Here is a 15,187-nt window from a genome sequence, read left to right as displayed (position 1 = left end):
GTTACAAGCGGTGATGACGAATCAGTGAAGCCAAGGAGGTGGTGGCTATGCCCGAGCATACCGACGTCTATCTGATCACCGGCTTCCTCGGTGCCGGCAAGACCACGTTCTTGAACCGGGTCATCGAACGATTCCCCAAGGATCGCAAACTGACCCTGCTGGTCAATGAATTCGGTGAAATCGGTGTGGACGGCACCCTCGTCGAGGGCGAAGATCTCGACATCATGGAGATCAGCAAGGGATCGATTTTCTGTGTCTGCGTGAAAACCGATTTCATAAAGGGACTTTATCAACTCTGCATGACCGTCCGACCTGACGTCCTGCTGATCGAGTCTACCGGGGTAGCCAATCCTTCCGATTTGAAAAAGGACTTGCAACTGCCCATTTTCAAAGATCGTTTCCACCTGAAGGAGCAATTTTGCATCATCGATGCGGCTCACTTCCTTGACGCTTTCGAGGTCTACGCATCGCTGGAGAAACAAATCGCTTCTTCCACCGTCTTTCTTATCAACAAGGTGGACAGCACTACGGCCGAGACCATTGCAGCCGTCAAAGCAGTGATCGAACAGTTCCATCCCGCTCCCCGCTTTCTGGAAACCAGCTATGCGAACATTCCTATGGACGCTTTTTTTGATTTCGCCTCGAAATCAGAGGTGGTCGCCGCTCTTCCGGAGGACGGCGGCAGCCAGTCCAACGACCTCCTCAGCGAAGCGGAATTGGATCAATATCTTGACGCATTGCTGGACAGCCCGGATCTTCAAATAACACCACCGGACCTGTTGGTATCGGTGGCTTATCGCTGGACCGGAAAGCAGCATTCGCAAATCGAGGCCATGGCGAATGCATTGACCGCCAAAGTATTGCGAGCCAAAGGGTTTCTCGAATCTGAGGGCCGGATGCTGTTGTTCAATTTCGTGCTTGGCGACTGGACCATCGAACCCGTCCGGATTCCTACGGACCGCATCCAGCACAAAAACGTGGTGGTCTTCATCGGTCCGCCGGAAACAACAGCGCAAATCGAGTCCGCCACCCGGACCGGCAGTTGGGAGGGCCTGGGGATTTACCAGCCCTATTCGTCGTCATGAGGCCTTTCAACCGGGCGGTTTGAGCGGCTTTGGCTTCACACCCGGAGGCAACCATGCCCGCCGAAGTTTACGATCTGATAATCGCAGGAACCGGTCCAGCCGGAATGACGGCGGCGGTATACGCCCAAAGATTGGGGCTGCGGACCGTCGTCTTCGGTGACATACCCGGCGGCTCCCTTTACATGGTCGAAAGGCTGACCAACTTCCCGGGGATGGGCGAGCCGATTGCGGGTATGGAATTCGGCATGCGGCTTTTTCAACAGGCATCCGCCGAAGGGGCCTGCTTTACCATGTCCCGTTTGCGACGGCTGGGGCAGGACCGCAACTTGTTTCTGGCAGTGGACGATAAAGAGCGGTCCTACGCCGCGGCCGTTGCAATCGTCGCCACCGGTCATGCGCCCGTTCGGCTGCCCGGGGAACACCCTTCGTTGAACGGTGTGCACTTCTGCAGCGTTTGCGACGGCCCGCTGTATCGCAACCAGAAGGCCACGCTGGCCGTAGTGGGCAGTGATAATACCGCGGTTCAGCATGCCGTCACCCTGGCGCGGTTAGCTGAAAAGGTGATCCTCGTTTTTCGCAGCGCGGCACCGCTGATGGATGCCGCCCATGCGACACTGCTAAAAAAACAGCAGAAAGTTGCAATTTTTGCGGATAGCGAGGTGATCGGTTTCAGGGGGGAAAAGGACCTGCAAGCTTTACTGGTTAAGCAAAAAGGGGGTCCGGTGCGGGAGATGGCCGTTGACGGCGTGTTTCTCGCCATCGGCTGGCGACCGCACCTCGATTGTCTCGACCTTCGCCTTGAAAAGTCCGCCGACGGTTATCTGGTTACCGATGCCAACCTGATGACATCCCATCCAGGGCTGTTTGCCGCAGGTGATGTGCGCGCTTCCAACCTGCGGCAGGTGCTCACCTCTTGTGCCGACGGCGCGCGGGCGGCAAAGAGCGCCTCGGTTCGCTTGCGGTGAACAAGGTGACATCAATGACTGCGTGGAAGAGGAGGTCTTGCAATGAAAATCGACGAAATATGGATCATCGGGACCGAACCGCCTTGCCCACGTTGCGATCGGCTCACCCGCATGGTGCAGGACATTGTCAATCAAATGGGACTGGCCTGCAAGGTGGTCCACATGGATTATACGAGCGTGGCGGCCGAACGCTTCGCGGCATCTCTCGGGTTGGTGCCGGGTACTGCCAAGGATGTCGCAGGCAAAACCGGAGTTGCCATCGACTGGGATGGGGTTTACGGTCTGATGGATGAACAGGTGGACCCTTCCGCGAATCAATGCTGCGCAACCCCCGGGGACCGATGGTCACCGGAATTGGACGAGGCCCTTAGGCCCTGCCAGCGGACCGCCGCTGGGGCAGGCATATTGATGACGCCCGTTCTTGTCGTAATCGGAAGATTGGTGCATAATGGCAGTGTCCCTTCGCGGGAGCAGGTTCTACAATGGCTTGGCCAAAGCGGTGGCAAATCGCAACAGCATCGGCACGTCTTGGAAATCCTGGGGTCTGGATGCCCCAATTGCCGGATTCTTTATGAAAACGCCGCGGAGGCGGTTCAGGGTGCAGGCCTGGAAGGGCTGGCACTCATCAAAAGAAGCGACATCTTGTACTTCCAGCAGCTGGGGCTGCGCATGACCCCTGGGTTGGCTTTCAACGGCAAGCTGCTGTCGGCCGGCAAGGTTTTAAAACCGGATCAAATCCGCCGAATCTTGTTGGCTGAATTGGGTACGTCGGAAATGGGCGCCGCATCCGGTGCATTGGCAAACGATGCACTCTGATGCCGGTTGCGTGGCAACATCGGCACGAGGGTGGATATTTATGACCCGATCATCGTTGAGGGATGCACGAGAACTGACGGATCGCATTGCGGATTTGACAATGCGATCAGGTACCGGTGCGGACAAAGCGCTTGCGGAAGCCTATTTGCGGAGAGCGCTTTGTTTTTATTCCCTGGGCAACCGCCTCAGGGCCATGCAAGACTTGCAAGCCGCCGGCCTGCTGGGAAGTGAGGCGGCGTTACTGTGGAGCCGATATGACTTTCGCCGCGATTTTGGAACCTGAAAAAATTCTTTTGGAAGTTGTTTACAAGGCGGATTACTGTCTTCTTTGCCTCTACATGGATCAAACGGTTCAAGAGGTCATCAAGCGTTATCAAGGTTTTGTCGATTATAGACGGGTCGAGTTTCTGCGCGGCGACGGGCGGCGGCGTTTCCTGGAGTTGTCCTATTCACTATATGGAGAAAAGGGCGTTCATCAGCAATTCCGTGTCGCTCCGGTACCGTCCTTGTTTATCGACGGCGAACTTGTTTTTGATGCCATCCCGCCGGTTTTTGAGCTCGAGGAGGCCATCGAAGAGGCAATAGGCAATAGACGCTGATACCGTTGATCCGGAGGCAATAATGGCGCCGAGAAAGCCGCCGAAAGAGATCCATTTGGAGGTGCTTCACGAGGGGGGGCACTGAGTCCCTTGTGAATACATGGCCCGTGTGGTCGAAGCGGTCGTTTCCGAATTTCCCGACGTCATTCGTCAGGAGATTGTCATTACCAAAACCCTTGCCGGGGCCTTGCGGCATGCCGAACTATCCAAAAAACACGGGCGCCCGGTACCGGTGCCGGCGATTGTAGTTGACGGAACGCTGGCTTATGATGTGATTCCCGGAACGGAAGAGTTGCGCCGGTATCTGGAGCAGTACACGGAAACCGGCGTATTTTCGATTAATGGGTCTGACGACCCGACCTGATGGTTTATTACATCTCGATACCCACCCTGGCCTTGGTGCCCCGTTCATAATAATGCTTTTTCGCTTGAAACTCAGTGACCATGTCGGCCATCTCGATGATTCTCGGTGAAGCGTAGCGCCCGGTGATGACCAGTTCCAGCGGCTCGGGCTTGTTGATGATAAGGCCCAACAGTTCCTGCACCTGGATCAGGCCGAATTTTACCGCCACATTGGCCTCATCGAGGATCACCATATCGTATTGACCGGAGGCCATCACCTGCCTCGCTCTATCCAGCCCTTTCCTGGCGGCTTGAATGTCCTCCAGTTCCGGTTTTTCGTTGGTAAAACGGCCCAATCCGAACTGTTCGATGGTGATCAGATCCTCAAAGCGTTTCAATGCCTTGATTTCGCTGTATTCGCCTTGCTTGATAAACTGGCCGAAAAACACCCGCATGCCGGCGCCTGCCGCCCGGATCGCCAGACCGATGGCGGCAGTGGTTTTACCCTTGCCGTTGCCGGTGAACACATGCACGTATCCCTTTTCCATTCGTTCGCCCCTTGCTGGCATTGTAAACTATAGCTTAATACCGGTTCAAAGAATCCGATGCAAGTGGATTTGTATCTCTCCGACGCGCAATGGTACGTATCGAAACCATGGATGAAAGGTGACGGCGGTCCTATCCCTCTACCGCCGGCTTGCGGTACGGCAACCGCGGTTTCGGTCTTTGCCTTTGCCGGGGCGGCCCGATCCGGTGTTTAAACGGTTAGGCGGATGGTTGGAGCGTGATTATGATCTCGCCGTTTCGGCTTTCGACGGGGTAAACGGTCAGGTCGCCTTTGGCGGGCCCGGCAACCTGGGTGCCGCCGTATTCAAAGGTGGACTTGCCGACGCTACAGCATTGGACCTGCGGCTGGCCGGGCAAGGGGTCCAAACGGCGACCGAAATGGGTGCATTTGTTCGCAAATGCATGATACGCCCCGTCCATTCCATGTACAACCATCAAACGGGTGGGCAAGTCGCCACCCTCGAGACGAATGGCGCCGCCTGGGCTCGCCAACTCCTTTGCGCTGGACAGTTCGATTTTCACGGTGCCGTTGTCGTAACGCCAGCAGTTCGGATTTTGCGGTAGCCTGGTTTCGCATATGCCGAATATGCGTTTCAAGATTCCCATGTTGCCCTCCTTGGTTTAATCGCCCGGCTTAAAACGAATGCCGGTAATATGATTACGCCTGAAATCGATCAGATCTTCCTGCCGGCCGGATAGGCACAAGGACACCACAGGCTTTTCTTGGACAGATCCGATGACCCCGGCGCTGATACCGCGCTCTTCAAAAAGCGATGTGACCTTGGCGGTGTGGGCGGGAGGAACAGACAGGACAAAACCATAACTTTGAAAACACAAAACCCAGTCGAGGATGCGCATGCCCTCGGGGCGGGGCAAGGCATCGAGGTCGATAATCGCCCCGTGGCCGGAATTCTCAACCATGATGGCCGCCGTACCGAGAATGCCGGCATTGCTGACATCTTTGGCTGCCACCGACCATTCGTGCTCGGCCACTGCCACCATCACCTCGAGGCGTTCTTGAAGCTGCTTCGGCTGTTTGCCCGAATTGGCATCCCAGCTTTTAACCGACCGGCATCCCGGGCGGCCCTGCAAATCAACGGCCAACAAGATATGATCACCGACGGCGGCCAGATGGCTGCGCATCAATTTTTTGGCATGGCCGAGTATCGCGACGCTCAACGCAGGCAGGTCCAAGGGTGCCTCAGGGTGGGTGTGACCGCCGAGCATCGGCACTTGGAGCTTCTCACAGCCTTTGGCGATGCCGGCGACAATCATGGCGCGCTGCTGGGCATCGCCGCTGGAAAGTACATTGACCAGCCCGATAGGTCGGCCGCCCATGGCATAGATATCGTTGACCGTCACCATGACAGCCGCTTTTCCTGCTGCGTAAGGTTCGTTCGCCAGCAATTGGGTCATCATACCATCGGCGGCCAGCAGCAGATAACCCTCATTCCAGGGAATGATCGCGGCATCATCGCCGTAGTTCGGCAGTTGGCACCCAAACTGATGCGTGCGGCGCAAAATGTTGTATACATCCCGGATTGGCTGTTTGCGCCTCAGACCGTCATAGCAGCTCACTTTTTGTACGATTTCCCGCAGAATGGTTTCAGGAGGATCCACGGAATGTTGTGTGGTCATTGGATTTGCAGAGCCTCGCTTTTGCGTTGCGAATTCAAGTCGGCCTTCATCAATTGGTGTGGTTTGCCCATGTGAAGCTTTGGTTTACCGATGGTCGTCCAGCCGATTTTTTCGAAAAATCGTACATTCTGTTCTTGAATACAGGCCGTAAAGCGGACACATCCTTGACGCTTGACCTGCGCCACCGCTTCCTTGACCAGGGCTGCGCCAACATTGCCGTGACGATACCCTTTGCTGACGGCCAAGCGTCCGCCGACCCAATGGTTGTCGGTGCCTTGCGGAAACACCCGGACCGTGCCGACGACGCGGTCACCGGCTTTGGCGACAATGTAAATGCTCTTCTCATCGTGGACGTCCCTGTCGGTATCGGTGAACATTCCTTGTTCGGTCACAAAAACGGCGTGCCGGATGGTGAATACGTGTTCAAGTTCCCGGGGGGTGCGTGCCCGATGATAAATCAGGTCATCAGGTGGTCTTTCGTAAGCCGCCAGGGCGCTGCATGCGCCGCAACGCACGCAGCCGGCCTTGCATCCGGCGGCGCTCAAGCCTCTTTTTGCCAAAATGTCGGCCACGCCCTCATAGATGGGTTGCATGACGCCGGCGCCCGGCGGGCGAGGAATGATGCACCGGGTGCCGCTGATGGGTCGCAGTGGCACAATGAAAGGATAAACGCCCATGTCGGCCAGCAGCTCGCTGCCGTGCATCAGGCTTTGCAAAGGTTCTCCCAATCCGACGATCAGGAAACTGCTGACCTGATTGGGGCCGAACAGCGCCACCGCCTTTTCCCAGGCTTTCCGGTAACGAGACAATCCGATACGCGCTTTGGCCGGTGCGAAACGTTCCAAGGTGCCCGTATCGAAGCTTTCAATATGAATGCCCACGGTGTCCACGCCGGCGTCATACAAGGCTTCCATCGCCGCGAGGTTGTCGGGCGGGGCGAACTGTGCGTGTACGGGCAATCCCGTTGCTTGTTTAACGGCCTGCGCGCATTCGGCCAGATAGGAAATTTCACTGCCCGGCGGATCTCCGGCACCCGAGGTGAGCACCACGTGTGCCACCCGATCCAGCCGCTGCGCACAGGCAGCCGCTTCGGCCAATTGTGACGGTGTCTTGCGCACTAATGTCGTGCCGGCTTTTAAAGACAGTTCCGTACCGCAAAAGGCGCATTGCTCACCCTTGCGCCAATGGCGGCAACTTTGCAAAACGGTGGTCGCAAGGCAATCGCGCCCATGCAGGAGGGCGATCTTGCGATAGGCGATACCCTCCCGGTTCCGGTGGAGATAGAAGCGGGGCTCGGGTACGATGTCCACCGGCAGCAGCGGCTGGTCTTCCCGGCAAAGGACATAGTTGTCGCCGTCATCCCGCAGGCTATAGGGTGAAAGTGCGGCATAACTACTACTGATGGGTGCATTCACGGCAATGCCCCCGATGATCAAGGCACGTCCTTCAGCCGGACCGGCGCCGCTTTTCCGGCCGGTGACCGAGGCAGGTACGCGCACGCCCAGGCTGAGTATATCCCTGACGATCTCTTTGATCACCGGAGAATCTCCGGTTCGCGCCAGCGTCGCATCATTCGGGTTTGTCATCGGCAAAGACATATGCACCTATATATCATAGACCGAGTGTCAATAGAAATTAAAACCGGACATGCCGCATTCTTGCCATGCGGCATGTCCGGATCGGGACTTAGTGCTTTTCGGTGGGCATGGAAGTAATGGTGCCATCCCAGGTGTCCACCTTGCCGGTGTGCTCGATTTCCTCGGAGAACCAGGTGGCGGTCACGTTCTTCGATTCGGTGAAGAAGGCAAAGCCGTCTTTACCCATTACATGAAGATCGCCGAAGAAGGATTGTTTGTGGCCGGTAAAACCGAAAATTCCCAGTGGAACGGGGATACCCACATTGATGCCCACCATGCCCGCATCCGTTCTTTTGGAGAATTCACGCGCGTAGTGGCCGTTTTGGGTGTAAATAACCGAACCGTTGGCAAATCGGCTGTTGTTCATCAAGGTGATGCCTTCCTCGAAGTTCTTGACCCGTTTGACGCACAGAACGGGGCCGAAGACCTCCTCGCGGCCGACGGACATTTCCTCGGTGACATGATCGAAAATGGTTGGCCCGATAAAGTAACCGTTCTCACAACCAGGCGGCACCTGGGGGTTGCGTCCGTCCACGGCCAGCTCGGCGCCTTCTTCAACCCCGGTGCGGATCCAGTCGAGCACAAACTGCATGTGTCCTTCGTTCACCACCGGTCCCATATCGGTGGTTTTCTCATAGGCTTTACCCAGCTTCATTTCGCTGACGAATTCTTTGAGGTAAGCCATCAATTGATCGGCAATGGCTTCCTCTGCCACCACCACCGGCAAAGCCATACACCGCTGTCCGGCACAGCCGGTGAAGGCATTGATGATGCCTCGGGCCGTTCGCTCAAGCTTGCAGTCACGCAGCACCAGGGCGTGGTTCTTGGCCTCGGTCAAGGCTTGGACACGCTTGCCGTTGGCCGCGGCCGTCTCGTAAATGTGTTTGCCCACCTTGGTTGAACCGACAAAGGAAATGCCCCTGATGTCCGGATGACGCAAAAGAATTTCCGCCTCATTGCGACCGGCGGTGACCACATTGATCACGCCGTCGGGAATACCGGCTTCCTGCCAGAGTTCCATCATGCGCATGGAGGATTGCGGTACGAAACTGGCCGCTTTCAAAACCATGCAGTTCCCCGTGGCGATGCAAATGGGGGTCATCCAGCCATGGGGAATCATGGCGGGGAAATTCCAGGGGGCGATGCCGGCGAAGACGCCGATGGGCTGATGGTACAAAACCGTGTCATAACCCGTGCTGACATTCATCAGGGACTCGCCCTTCATCAGATGGGGCGCGCCGCAGGCAAATTCCACCACTTCGGTAACCTTGAGAATGTCGCCCATGGCCTCCATGTACTTTTTTCCCATTTCAAAGGCCAGCAGATGGGAGAGCTCTTCGAGATGGATGTCCAGCAGGTGTTTCATCCGGTACAAGACCTGGACCCTTTTGCTGACGGGTGTATTCGCCCATTTGGGGAAAGCCTCCTTGGCCGACTGAATAGCGATTTCCACTTCTTCAGCCAGGCACTGGGGCGCGCGGGCGATGACCTCGCCGGTGGAAGGATTGTAACAATCCATGTATTTGGTCGTTTTGGACTCTTGCCATTTCCCATTCGCGTGGAATTTGAGCTTCCTGGGCGCGCCTTCTGCTTCCGCGGACGGCGCTACACTGAAATATCGGTTGGCGACTTGTTCGGACATGTTGCATGCTCCCTTCTGATAGTGCGTTTGCTGTTTATAAACAGGTTGAAAACCAAGGCGAGATCATTCACTGGAATGAACCACCTGCTGAAAAGCAAATTGATGAATCAGATCCTGCGCGATCCGATAGGTCGGATCCGCTTGGTTGCCATCGATCGGTAGACCGGCGGTACGCGGATTGATTTCGGTGATATCCATTCCCACCAACTCCAGATCCCTGCCGCCGCATTCGCCGATGGTGGCGGCCAGGCGAAACAGCTGCTTCTCTCCGAGACCGCGCCAATTCTTGAAGCGTACCCCTTCAACGGCATTGCGCGCGCCGATGTCCATATCGATGGACAAATAGGCATAGGGCGTGCGAATGCGTTTCAGAAGGTTTTTGACTTTGGTTGGCTGCATCTGGCATTCCTGCCGGGTGATGAGGGTGGCACCCCTGCTTTGCAATGAATGGTAAACCGCCACATAGTCCGCTATGCGTTTGTCCTTGATGCGAAATGCCTTTTTTGCGGGAAAATCGCTTATTCCGATAATGTATAAATCGCGTGGGTCAAGTACCCCATCCTCCAGCAGACCCTGGATGAAAGAGCCGGCATTGTAGCTTTCGGTACGATTATGCAAATAGGGATCGTTAGCATCAAACACCGAATCGCGGTTGGTTTGCGCATCGTATAGAATCGCATCGGCCAGCCTTGACATGGGAACGGCATCGGTGTGACTGTCGATCACAAGGAAGGAGATGTTTTCGCGACCATGGTGTTCCGCCAGCGCTCTGTAAGCGCCGCCGCTGAGGGAATGGTCCACTGCGATCAGGCACGGAAAATCGGGCAACACACTTTCCGCAACCTTCTGTTGAATCGCCTGCGCGAAATCAAGGCAGCCGTTGCGATCGATGAAATTGACATAATTCTCGACCGTAACATGTGCTTTGTCTTCCTGCGGAACAATCGGCCGCAACCATCCCGGTACGGCAAGGGATCCGTCCACCCGCCAATGATCATTGGCGACCGATTCCGCCAGCATCCCCACGATGGGCTTCAACGGGTCGTCCACCGTTGGGCCTGACGCGCCGTAGCCGATTTTCTCCTGGATGGCTTCGTGCTTTTCGTCACAGTCCAACGGACACCCCAAGAAGACGACTTTATTAAAGGTGGACCTGACCACTTCCTGGATGAACCTTTCCCCTTGTTTCAATCTGCCCGCGGTTCAATCTGTCCGAGGTGCTCAGGCAAGAAAATCGCACAAAGCGGGCATTGTGTCAATGATATATTATAAATATTGAAACATCTGATGTTTTGTTTGGTTAAATATGCCTGAAAGGGTGTCATCTTGGCTGTGAACAACGCCGTGTATCGAACAAAAGATGAGCACCCTTGAATCAGGCATACGGTGGTGTCGACTATCGTTGTTTCAGGACGGCATCGCCATTATTGGACTGACCCTGTGTGCGTCCGTCGAATTATCGGCGGCTCAGCCGACCTTGAAGTAGTCGTCGCGTGCCTTGCGCAATTGCTGTACGTTGACAAGGGGCGAGCCGGGCGCGATGCCGCAGCCCGGCGTTAGAAAATCGCAGCCGTTCTCAAGGGCCGCGATGGATTCCTTGTAGCACTCTTCAGGTGTGCCCATGAACATGGTCGTGGCCGTGGCCACATTGCCGAACACTTTGACACCCTTCGGGCGTGCGATTTCAACCGCCGCCTTCATGTCGGCCTTCTCCTCGATGCTGATGCCGGCCACACCCGTGTCACACATAAACTCGATGATCGAATCGGTGTTGGCGCAAACGTGCAGCACTACAGGGCCTTTGGACCTTTGTGCCACCTTGGTCATCATCGGCAGCACAAACTGCTTCCAAGTTCTTGGGCTCATCAACGCCGGGCCGGAGGAGGGCTCCGCAACCACGTAGTAATCGGCGCCTTGATCGAAAGCCCAGTTGATGACATCAATAACCACTTCAGTGGTGACATCCAACACTTGCTGGACTTTTTCCTTTTCCTTGAATGTCCATTTCATGAACTTTTCGGTGCCCACCAGATTACAGGCGGCGGTCCAGGCGCCTTCCGTTTCGCCGAAAATGGCCACTTCATCTCCAAGCTTTTCCTTAAGAATCTTGAACTGCTCCTTGTAGGCCGGAAATCGACCTTTTTCGAAAAGATTGTCGGGATAAGCCAGGCCGTCAAGGCTTTCGGCATAGGGGTGCTCCTTGATGAACTTCTGAATATCGATCTTGGGTTCCCCGATGGTGCAGCCCATCACTTCGCTGACGGCCGTGATGTCCCAGCCCATCGCCTTGCACCATTCGAAGCCGGCCTCCACGTACCCGAGCGCCAGGCCCGCCATGGCCACCGGATCGGTGTCCGCCAGGGGTCTCTCATGGCCCACCTTTTTCATGATGTCGACGACACCGTAAGTAGTGGTACAGCCGACCGGGACAATATCCGAATCTTTGCCTTCCAAACGGTTCATAAAGCGTTGTTTCAGATTCATCGATTCCTCCTTGAAATGTGAGATGCGTGTTCCTGCGGAAACGGGGAAGCCTTGCGGCTCCCCCATTTCGATTTGTCGCTCGCACTTATCTGTCCATGCTTCGTTTCACTTGCTGGATGCGGCGCCTGAAAAGCGGTTGGTACACAAACCAGAAAACGGCTATCCATCCGAAAAGTATCAGATTCAGATGCTTGGCATCTTCGAAGACGCTCTTGATGGCCCATATGCCGAGGAAAATGACCACGATGCCGACAATGGTATAGGGAAGGCCGGCCTTCAGGAACACCATCAATCGCTGTTTTTGATCATTGGTTTGCATCGATTAAGACCTTCCATTTGTTCCGCGAGATCCAAGAAAACATAGGTACGCTCCAGGCGCCGAGGTGATAACTATTTATCCTTCGGTGGCTGCTTTTTGCCGATGAGGATCTTCTGGACAGTGGTTTTCGGATCCCTGTCCTCCTTCCTCTCCTCCTCCGAGTAGTATTCCAGAGAGAAGTAGAGGATGGCGCCGACGATCAGCGCCAGGGTCGGGCCGGTCCAGAACGGACTGCCCCACAGCTTTACGTAGTTGGCCGTTACCAGTACGGCGCCCATGACACCGGCAATACCGCGCTGTGCGTTGTTGGTGCACATGGCAAATGCGATGTACACACAAAGGTAGCCTTGAATCAGAAGCGTCAATCCGAAGCCGATGTTGCGGGCCGGCAAAATGATCTGGACCAACGGATGGAACACCATCGCCAGGCTCATGCCCCAGAAGAGACTGGTGGCACCGCCCCAGTAGGATGGTTCCTGGTCCGGCGTGGAGTGCTTGTAACGGTTGACTACCAAGGCCTGCCCGCCGGTCCACTGAGGCCCACACAGCGGCAGATAGGGCATAAAGAAACCCTGAACCAGGTTCCGGGTGGAGGTGATGATATGGTTGCGCGGCACCTCAAAGACGATTTTTTCATCCTTGCGATTGGCGTCCGCGTCCAGGATCATGGCTTCCAGTACCAGTATGTCGCCGAAGGCCAGGACGTAGGCGACGATGGCCAAGGAAAAGGCCGATATCCACATGCTGATGGAAGGCATGCCGATGCCGAAGGCACTGAAGCTGGTGAACATCTCTCCGAAGGGCAAGCTGATGATGAACTGATCGAACACGCCTTGGGGCATGGGGATTTCGCCCGTGATCAATCCCACGATGTAGCCGATGACGAACCCCGGTGCGATACCGAAGCCGGCGACCCAGGCGAACCAACCGTAGCGGGCGCGATAGGCCAGTGCCCGCACGGAGAACAGCACGAAAAAGCTGAAAAAGGCGGCCACCAGAAAAGCAACCGGCATTTGCGAGATGAAGGGCTGGCCCGGGTCGAAAATGCGCATCAGGGATGCAAACCCCGCACCGAGCAAAATGCCGGCGCGCATGGATACGGGAAATTTTCCGATTACCGTTTTGGCTATCCCTGTCACCCCCATCACCAGAAAGATCACCCCCACGAGGACCTGGAGGGCGATCAACGCCTGGATGCGTTCGGGCCCCTCCGCATAGCCCGTCAAATAAGCGATATAAAGTGGAATGCCGGCGGTGATCCAGCCGGCCACCGAAGGATCGCCGAAAGAGGTGTGCAACAGGTACAGAAAATTGTTGATCACCACCATCAGCACGGCAATTTCGATTGGAATGCCCAGCACGCCGGTCATGGCGGCGGTAATACCCAGTGGTACACAGCTCAGGATCGCGCCTTGAATGAAGTCCTGGTACTCGATCCGGTAATGCACAAAGGGGAGTCTCAGCTTGAGAGCTCCAGCTGAAGAAGGTTGTTCGGCACCGAATTCCCTAGACAACGCCATAGTCGTTCCTCCTTGTCCGATTTTGTCAATTAGCTGAATGGAGCTCTTGCAATACCAACGGTGATGCACTTGCAGAATTTGAATTGCCGGCGGATGTATTTCCCGGCGCCAAGGATCTTTTCAACATTCTGAAATATGGAATTAAAGTTTCTTTATATAAGCAACTCCTTTCCATTAGATCGGGTTTTCGGCCATAGTGTACACCTCTACCGCTTCATTTAGGAAGTGCTTGTGCCTAAATAAATGAATTATATTCAGCAAAAACGCTATGGGAACCGCTTATCCGAAGCTTGCAGGGGTGGCTTACCCCTCCAATGCCGCGTCGATCAATTCCGTAAGGTCATGCAGCGTCATGTTGCTGCCGACCCTACGGGAACCTTCGGTCAGGTTGAAATAGCAAAAGGGGCAGATGGAAACCATTTTCTCCATGCCGGTCTCCAGGCCCTCCATGATTCGTAGTCCGGCATTCTTACTGGACCAATCGCTGAAACCGGTCATGACACCACCACCACCACCGCAGCAGAAGGAATTGCCGCGGATTCTCTCCATTTCCTGGAATTGAACACCGGGCACCGCCTGAATCAGTTCGCGGGGAATGTCGTAGAGGCAATCGCTTTCGTCGACATCCACATAGGCGCCCTCCCACAGGGTGGAGCCGTCATGGTCAACGACGAATTTATTCAAGTGGCGGCCGGTGTGGCAAGGATCGTGATAGGTCACTTTCCAAGGTACTTCCTTGGTCAGTGGAAGTTTGCCTTCCTTGTACAACTGGTGCAGGAATTGCGCTGTGTGCACGACCTGAATCCCGTCCATCGTTTCATCGTATTCGGACGACAGGATGTAATCCTTCTTAATTGCGCGGTAGCACCCGGCGCATGAGGTGACGATGGTTTTCACGCCTTTTTCTTTGTGCAGCTTCTGGAACGTTTCGAGGTTGGAGGTGGCGACACGCTTGAATTCGTTGGCATCGCCCACCCGCATGGCCGTGGATCCGCAACAGACTTCATTTTCGCCCAGTATGCCGAAATCGATCCCCAGTTTCTGAAAAATGCGCGCCGTGGCCTGGGGCACCGACATGGCCGCCTTGTTGAAGGCACCGGTGCAGCCGACGTAGAACAGCACCTCGGCCGGTTGCGTGTTGATGTCCTTGATCGGCGTTTTGGCCTTTTTAAAGGGGCGTGTCCAGTCCGTGCGCAAACGCCGTGGGCCTTGATAGGGGTTGTTGTAGTTTTTCATGGACTGGACCAGGTTTTGCTGCAACGGCATGGGCCCTTTGCCGCTGGCGACGGCCTCGCGACGCATGGCCTCGATGACTTCGGGAATATGGGGTTTGAAATCGATTTGGCACTGGTTCTGGCAGCCGGCACAAACGGTGCACTTGTAAATGGCTTCCAAAAACTCGGGATCGTCGAAGGTCAAGGTGCCGTCGGTGATACCGCGGGCGAAAGCTGCTTTTCCTTTTGAAGAGTAAAAGCCCTCAAAACCGAATTCCGTTCCGGCGGGACAAATGGGGCGGGCCGTCGGTGGAGGTCCGAACTCGTATGCGGACCGGCACGTTCCGCAAGCCGTACAT

The 15,187-nt window shown here is 55.6% G+C and carries 15 protein-coding genes; 5 read left to right on the top strand and 10 right to left on the bottom strand.

What is annotated here, in order from left to right; all coding sequences use genetic code 11:
• Window positions 1–47 precede the first annotated feature (47 nt).
• The 5 genes from MRX98_RS03450 to MRX98_RS03430 all read left to right on the top strand — a co-directional run bounded on the left by MRX98_RS03450 (window position 48) and on the right by MRX98_RS03430 (window position 3,829).
• Window positions 48–1,085: a CobW family GTP-binding protein gene (locus tag MRX98_RS03450; protein WP_246903064.1), complete on the top strand. Its 1,038-nt coding sequence runs from the start codon at window positions 48–50 to the stop codon at window positions 1,083–1,085.
• A gap of 53 nt (window positions 1,086–1,138) precedes the next feature.
• Entirely contained in the window at window positions 1,139–2,050 is a 912-nt protein-coding gene (locus MRX98_RS03445) for an NAD(P)/FAD-dependent oxidoreductase (protein WP_246903011.1), read from the top strand.
• A gap of 162 nt (window positions 2,051–2,212) precedes the next feature.
• A complete protein-coding gene (locus MRX98_RS03440) occupies window positions 2,213–2,866 on the top strand; it encodes a thioredoxin family protein (protein WP_246903010.1) in 654 nt (217 codons plus the stop codon).
• A gap of 254 nt (window positions 2,867–3,120) precedes the next feature.
• The gene (locus MRX98_RS03435; protein ID WP_246903008.1) at window positions 3,121–3,465 is read left to right on the top strand and encodes a hypothetical protein; all 345 of its coding nucleotides are present in this window, start codon (window positions 3,121–3,123) and stop codon (window positions 3,463–3,465) included.
• Window positions 3,466–3,487: 22 nt separating this feature from the next.
• Window positions 3,488–3,829 carry an HUIPC motif thioredoxin-like (seleno)protein gene (locus MRX98_RS03430; protein WP_393970556.1) on the top strand — a complete coding sequence of 114 codons (342 nt, stop codon included), beginning with the start codon at window positions 3,488–3,490 and terminating at the stop codon, window positions 3,827–3,829.
• A 7-nt stretch (window positions 3,830–3,836) separates the two neighbouring features.
• Here the strand turns inward: MRX98_RS03430 and cobO are convergent, their stop codons facing one another.
• The 10 genes from cobO to MRX98_RS03380 form a co-directional block, all read right to left on the bottom strand.
• Window positions 3,837–4,355, bottom strand: a complete 519-nt coding sequence (gene cobO / locus MRX98_RS03425) for a cob(I)yrinic acid a,c-diamide adenosyltransferase (RefSeq protein WP_246903005.1) — start codon at window positions 4,353–4,355, stop codon at window positions 3,837–3,839.
• Window positions 4,356–4,572: 217 nt separating this feature from the next.
• Window positions 4,573–4,980, bottom strand: a complete 408-nt coding sequence (locus MRX98_RS03420) for a Rieske (2Fe-2S) protein (protein WP_246903003.1) — start codon at window positions 4,978–4,980, stop codon at window positions 4,573–4,575.
• A 15-nt stretch (window positions 4,981–4,995) separates the two neighbouring features.
• Window positions 4,996–6,012 (bottom strand): AIR synthase related protein, encoded by a 1,017-nt coding sequence (locus tag MRX98_RS03415; RefSeq protein WP_246903001.1) that lies wholly within the window; start codon window positions 6,010–6,012, stop codon window positions 4,996–4,998.
• Window positions 6,009–7,550, bottom strand: a complete 1,542-nt coding sequence (locus MRX98_RS03410; protein ID WP_246902999.1) for an MSMEG_0568 family radical SAM protein — start codon at window positions 7,548–7,550, stop codon at window positions 6,009–6,011. Before MRX98_RS03410 ends, MRX98_RS03415 begins: the two co-directional genes overlap by 4 nt.
• Before the next feature lie 148 nt (window positions 7,551–7,698).
• Window positions 7,699–9,291, bottom strand: coding sequence for a CoA-acylating methylmalonate-semialdehyde dehydrogenase (locus MRX98_RS03405; protein WP_281432167.1), 1,593 nt, complete (start codon window positions 9,289–9,291; stop codon window positions 7,699–7,701).
• 63 nt (window positions 9,292–9,354) lie between these two features.
• Window positions 9,355–10,407: an arginase family protein gene (locus tag MRX98_RS03400; RefSeq protein WP_246902996.1), complete on the bottom strand. Its 1,053-nt coding sequence runs from the start codon at window positions 10,405–10,407 to the stop codon at window positions 9,355–9,357.
• Between the two features lie 351 nt (window positions 10,408–10,758).
• Window positions 10,759–11,775, bottom strand: coding sequence for an MtaA/CmuA family methyltransferase (locus MRX98_RS03395; RefSeq protein ID WP_246902994.1), 1,017 nt, complete (start codon window positions 11,773–11,775; stop codon window positions 10,759–10,761).
• A gap of 85 nt (window positions 11,776–11,860) precedes the next feature.
• Window positions 11,861–12,094, bottom strand: a complete 234-nt coding sequence (locus MRX98_RS03390) for a hypothetical protein (protein ID WP_246902992.1) — start codon at window positions 12,092–12,094, stop codon at window positions 11,861–11,863.
• Between the two features lie 71 nt (window positions 12,095–12,165).
• Entirely contained in the window at window positions 12,166–13,614 is a 1,449-nt protein-coding gene (locus tag MRX98_RS03385; RefSeq protein WP_246902991.1) for a hypothetical protein, read from the bottom strand.
• Between the two features lie 303 nt (window positions 13,615–13,917).
• Entirely contained in the window at window positions 13,918–15,033 is a 1,116-nt protein-coding gene (locus MRX98_RS03380; protein ID WP_246902990.1) for a (Fe-S)-binding protein, read from the bottom strand.
• Between the last annotated feature and the right edge of the window lie 154 nt (window positions 15,034–15,187).

The organism is Desulfatitalea alkaliphila (assembly GCF_022968795.1).
Lineage (GTDB): Bacteria > Desulfobacterota > Desulfobacteria > Desulfobacterales > Desulfosarcinaceae > Desulfatitalea > Desulfatitalea alkaliphila.
The sequence above is the reverse complement of the archived record's forward strand: the minus strand, read 5'-3'. Positions and strand labels throughout refer to the sequence as shown.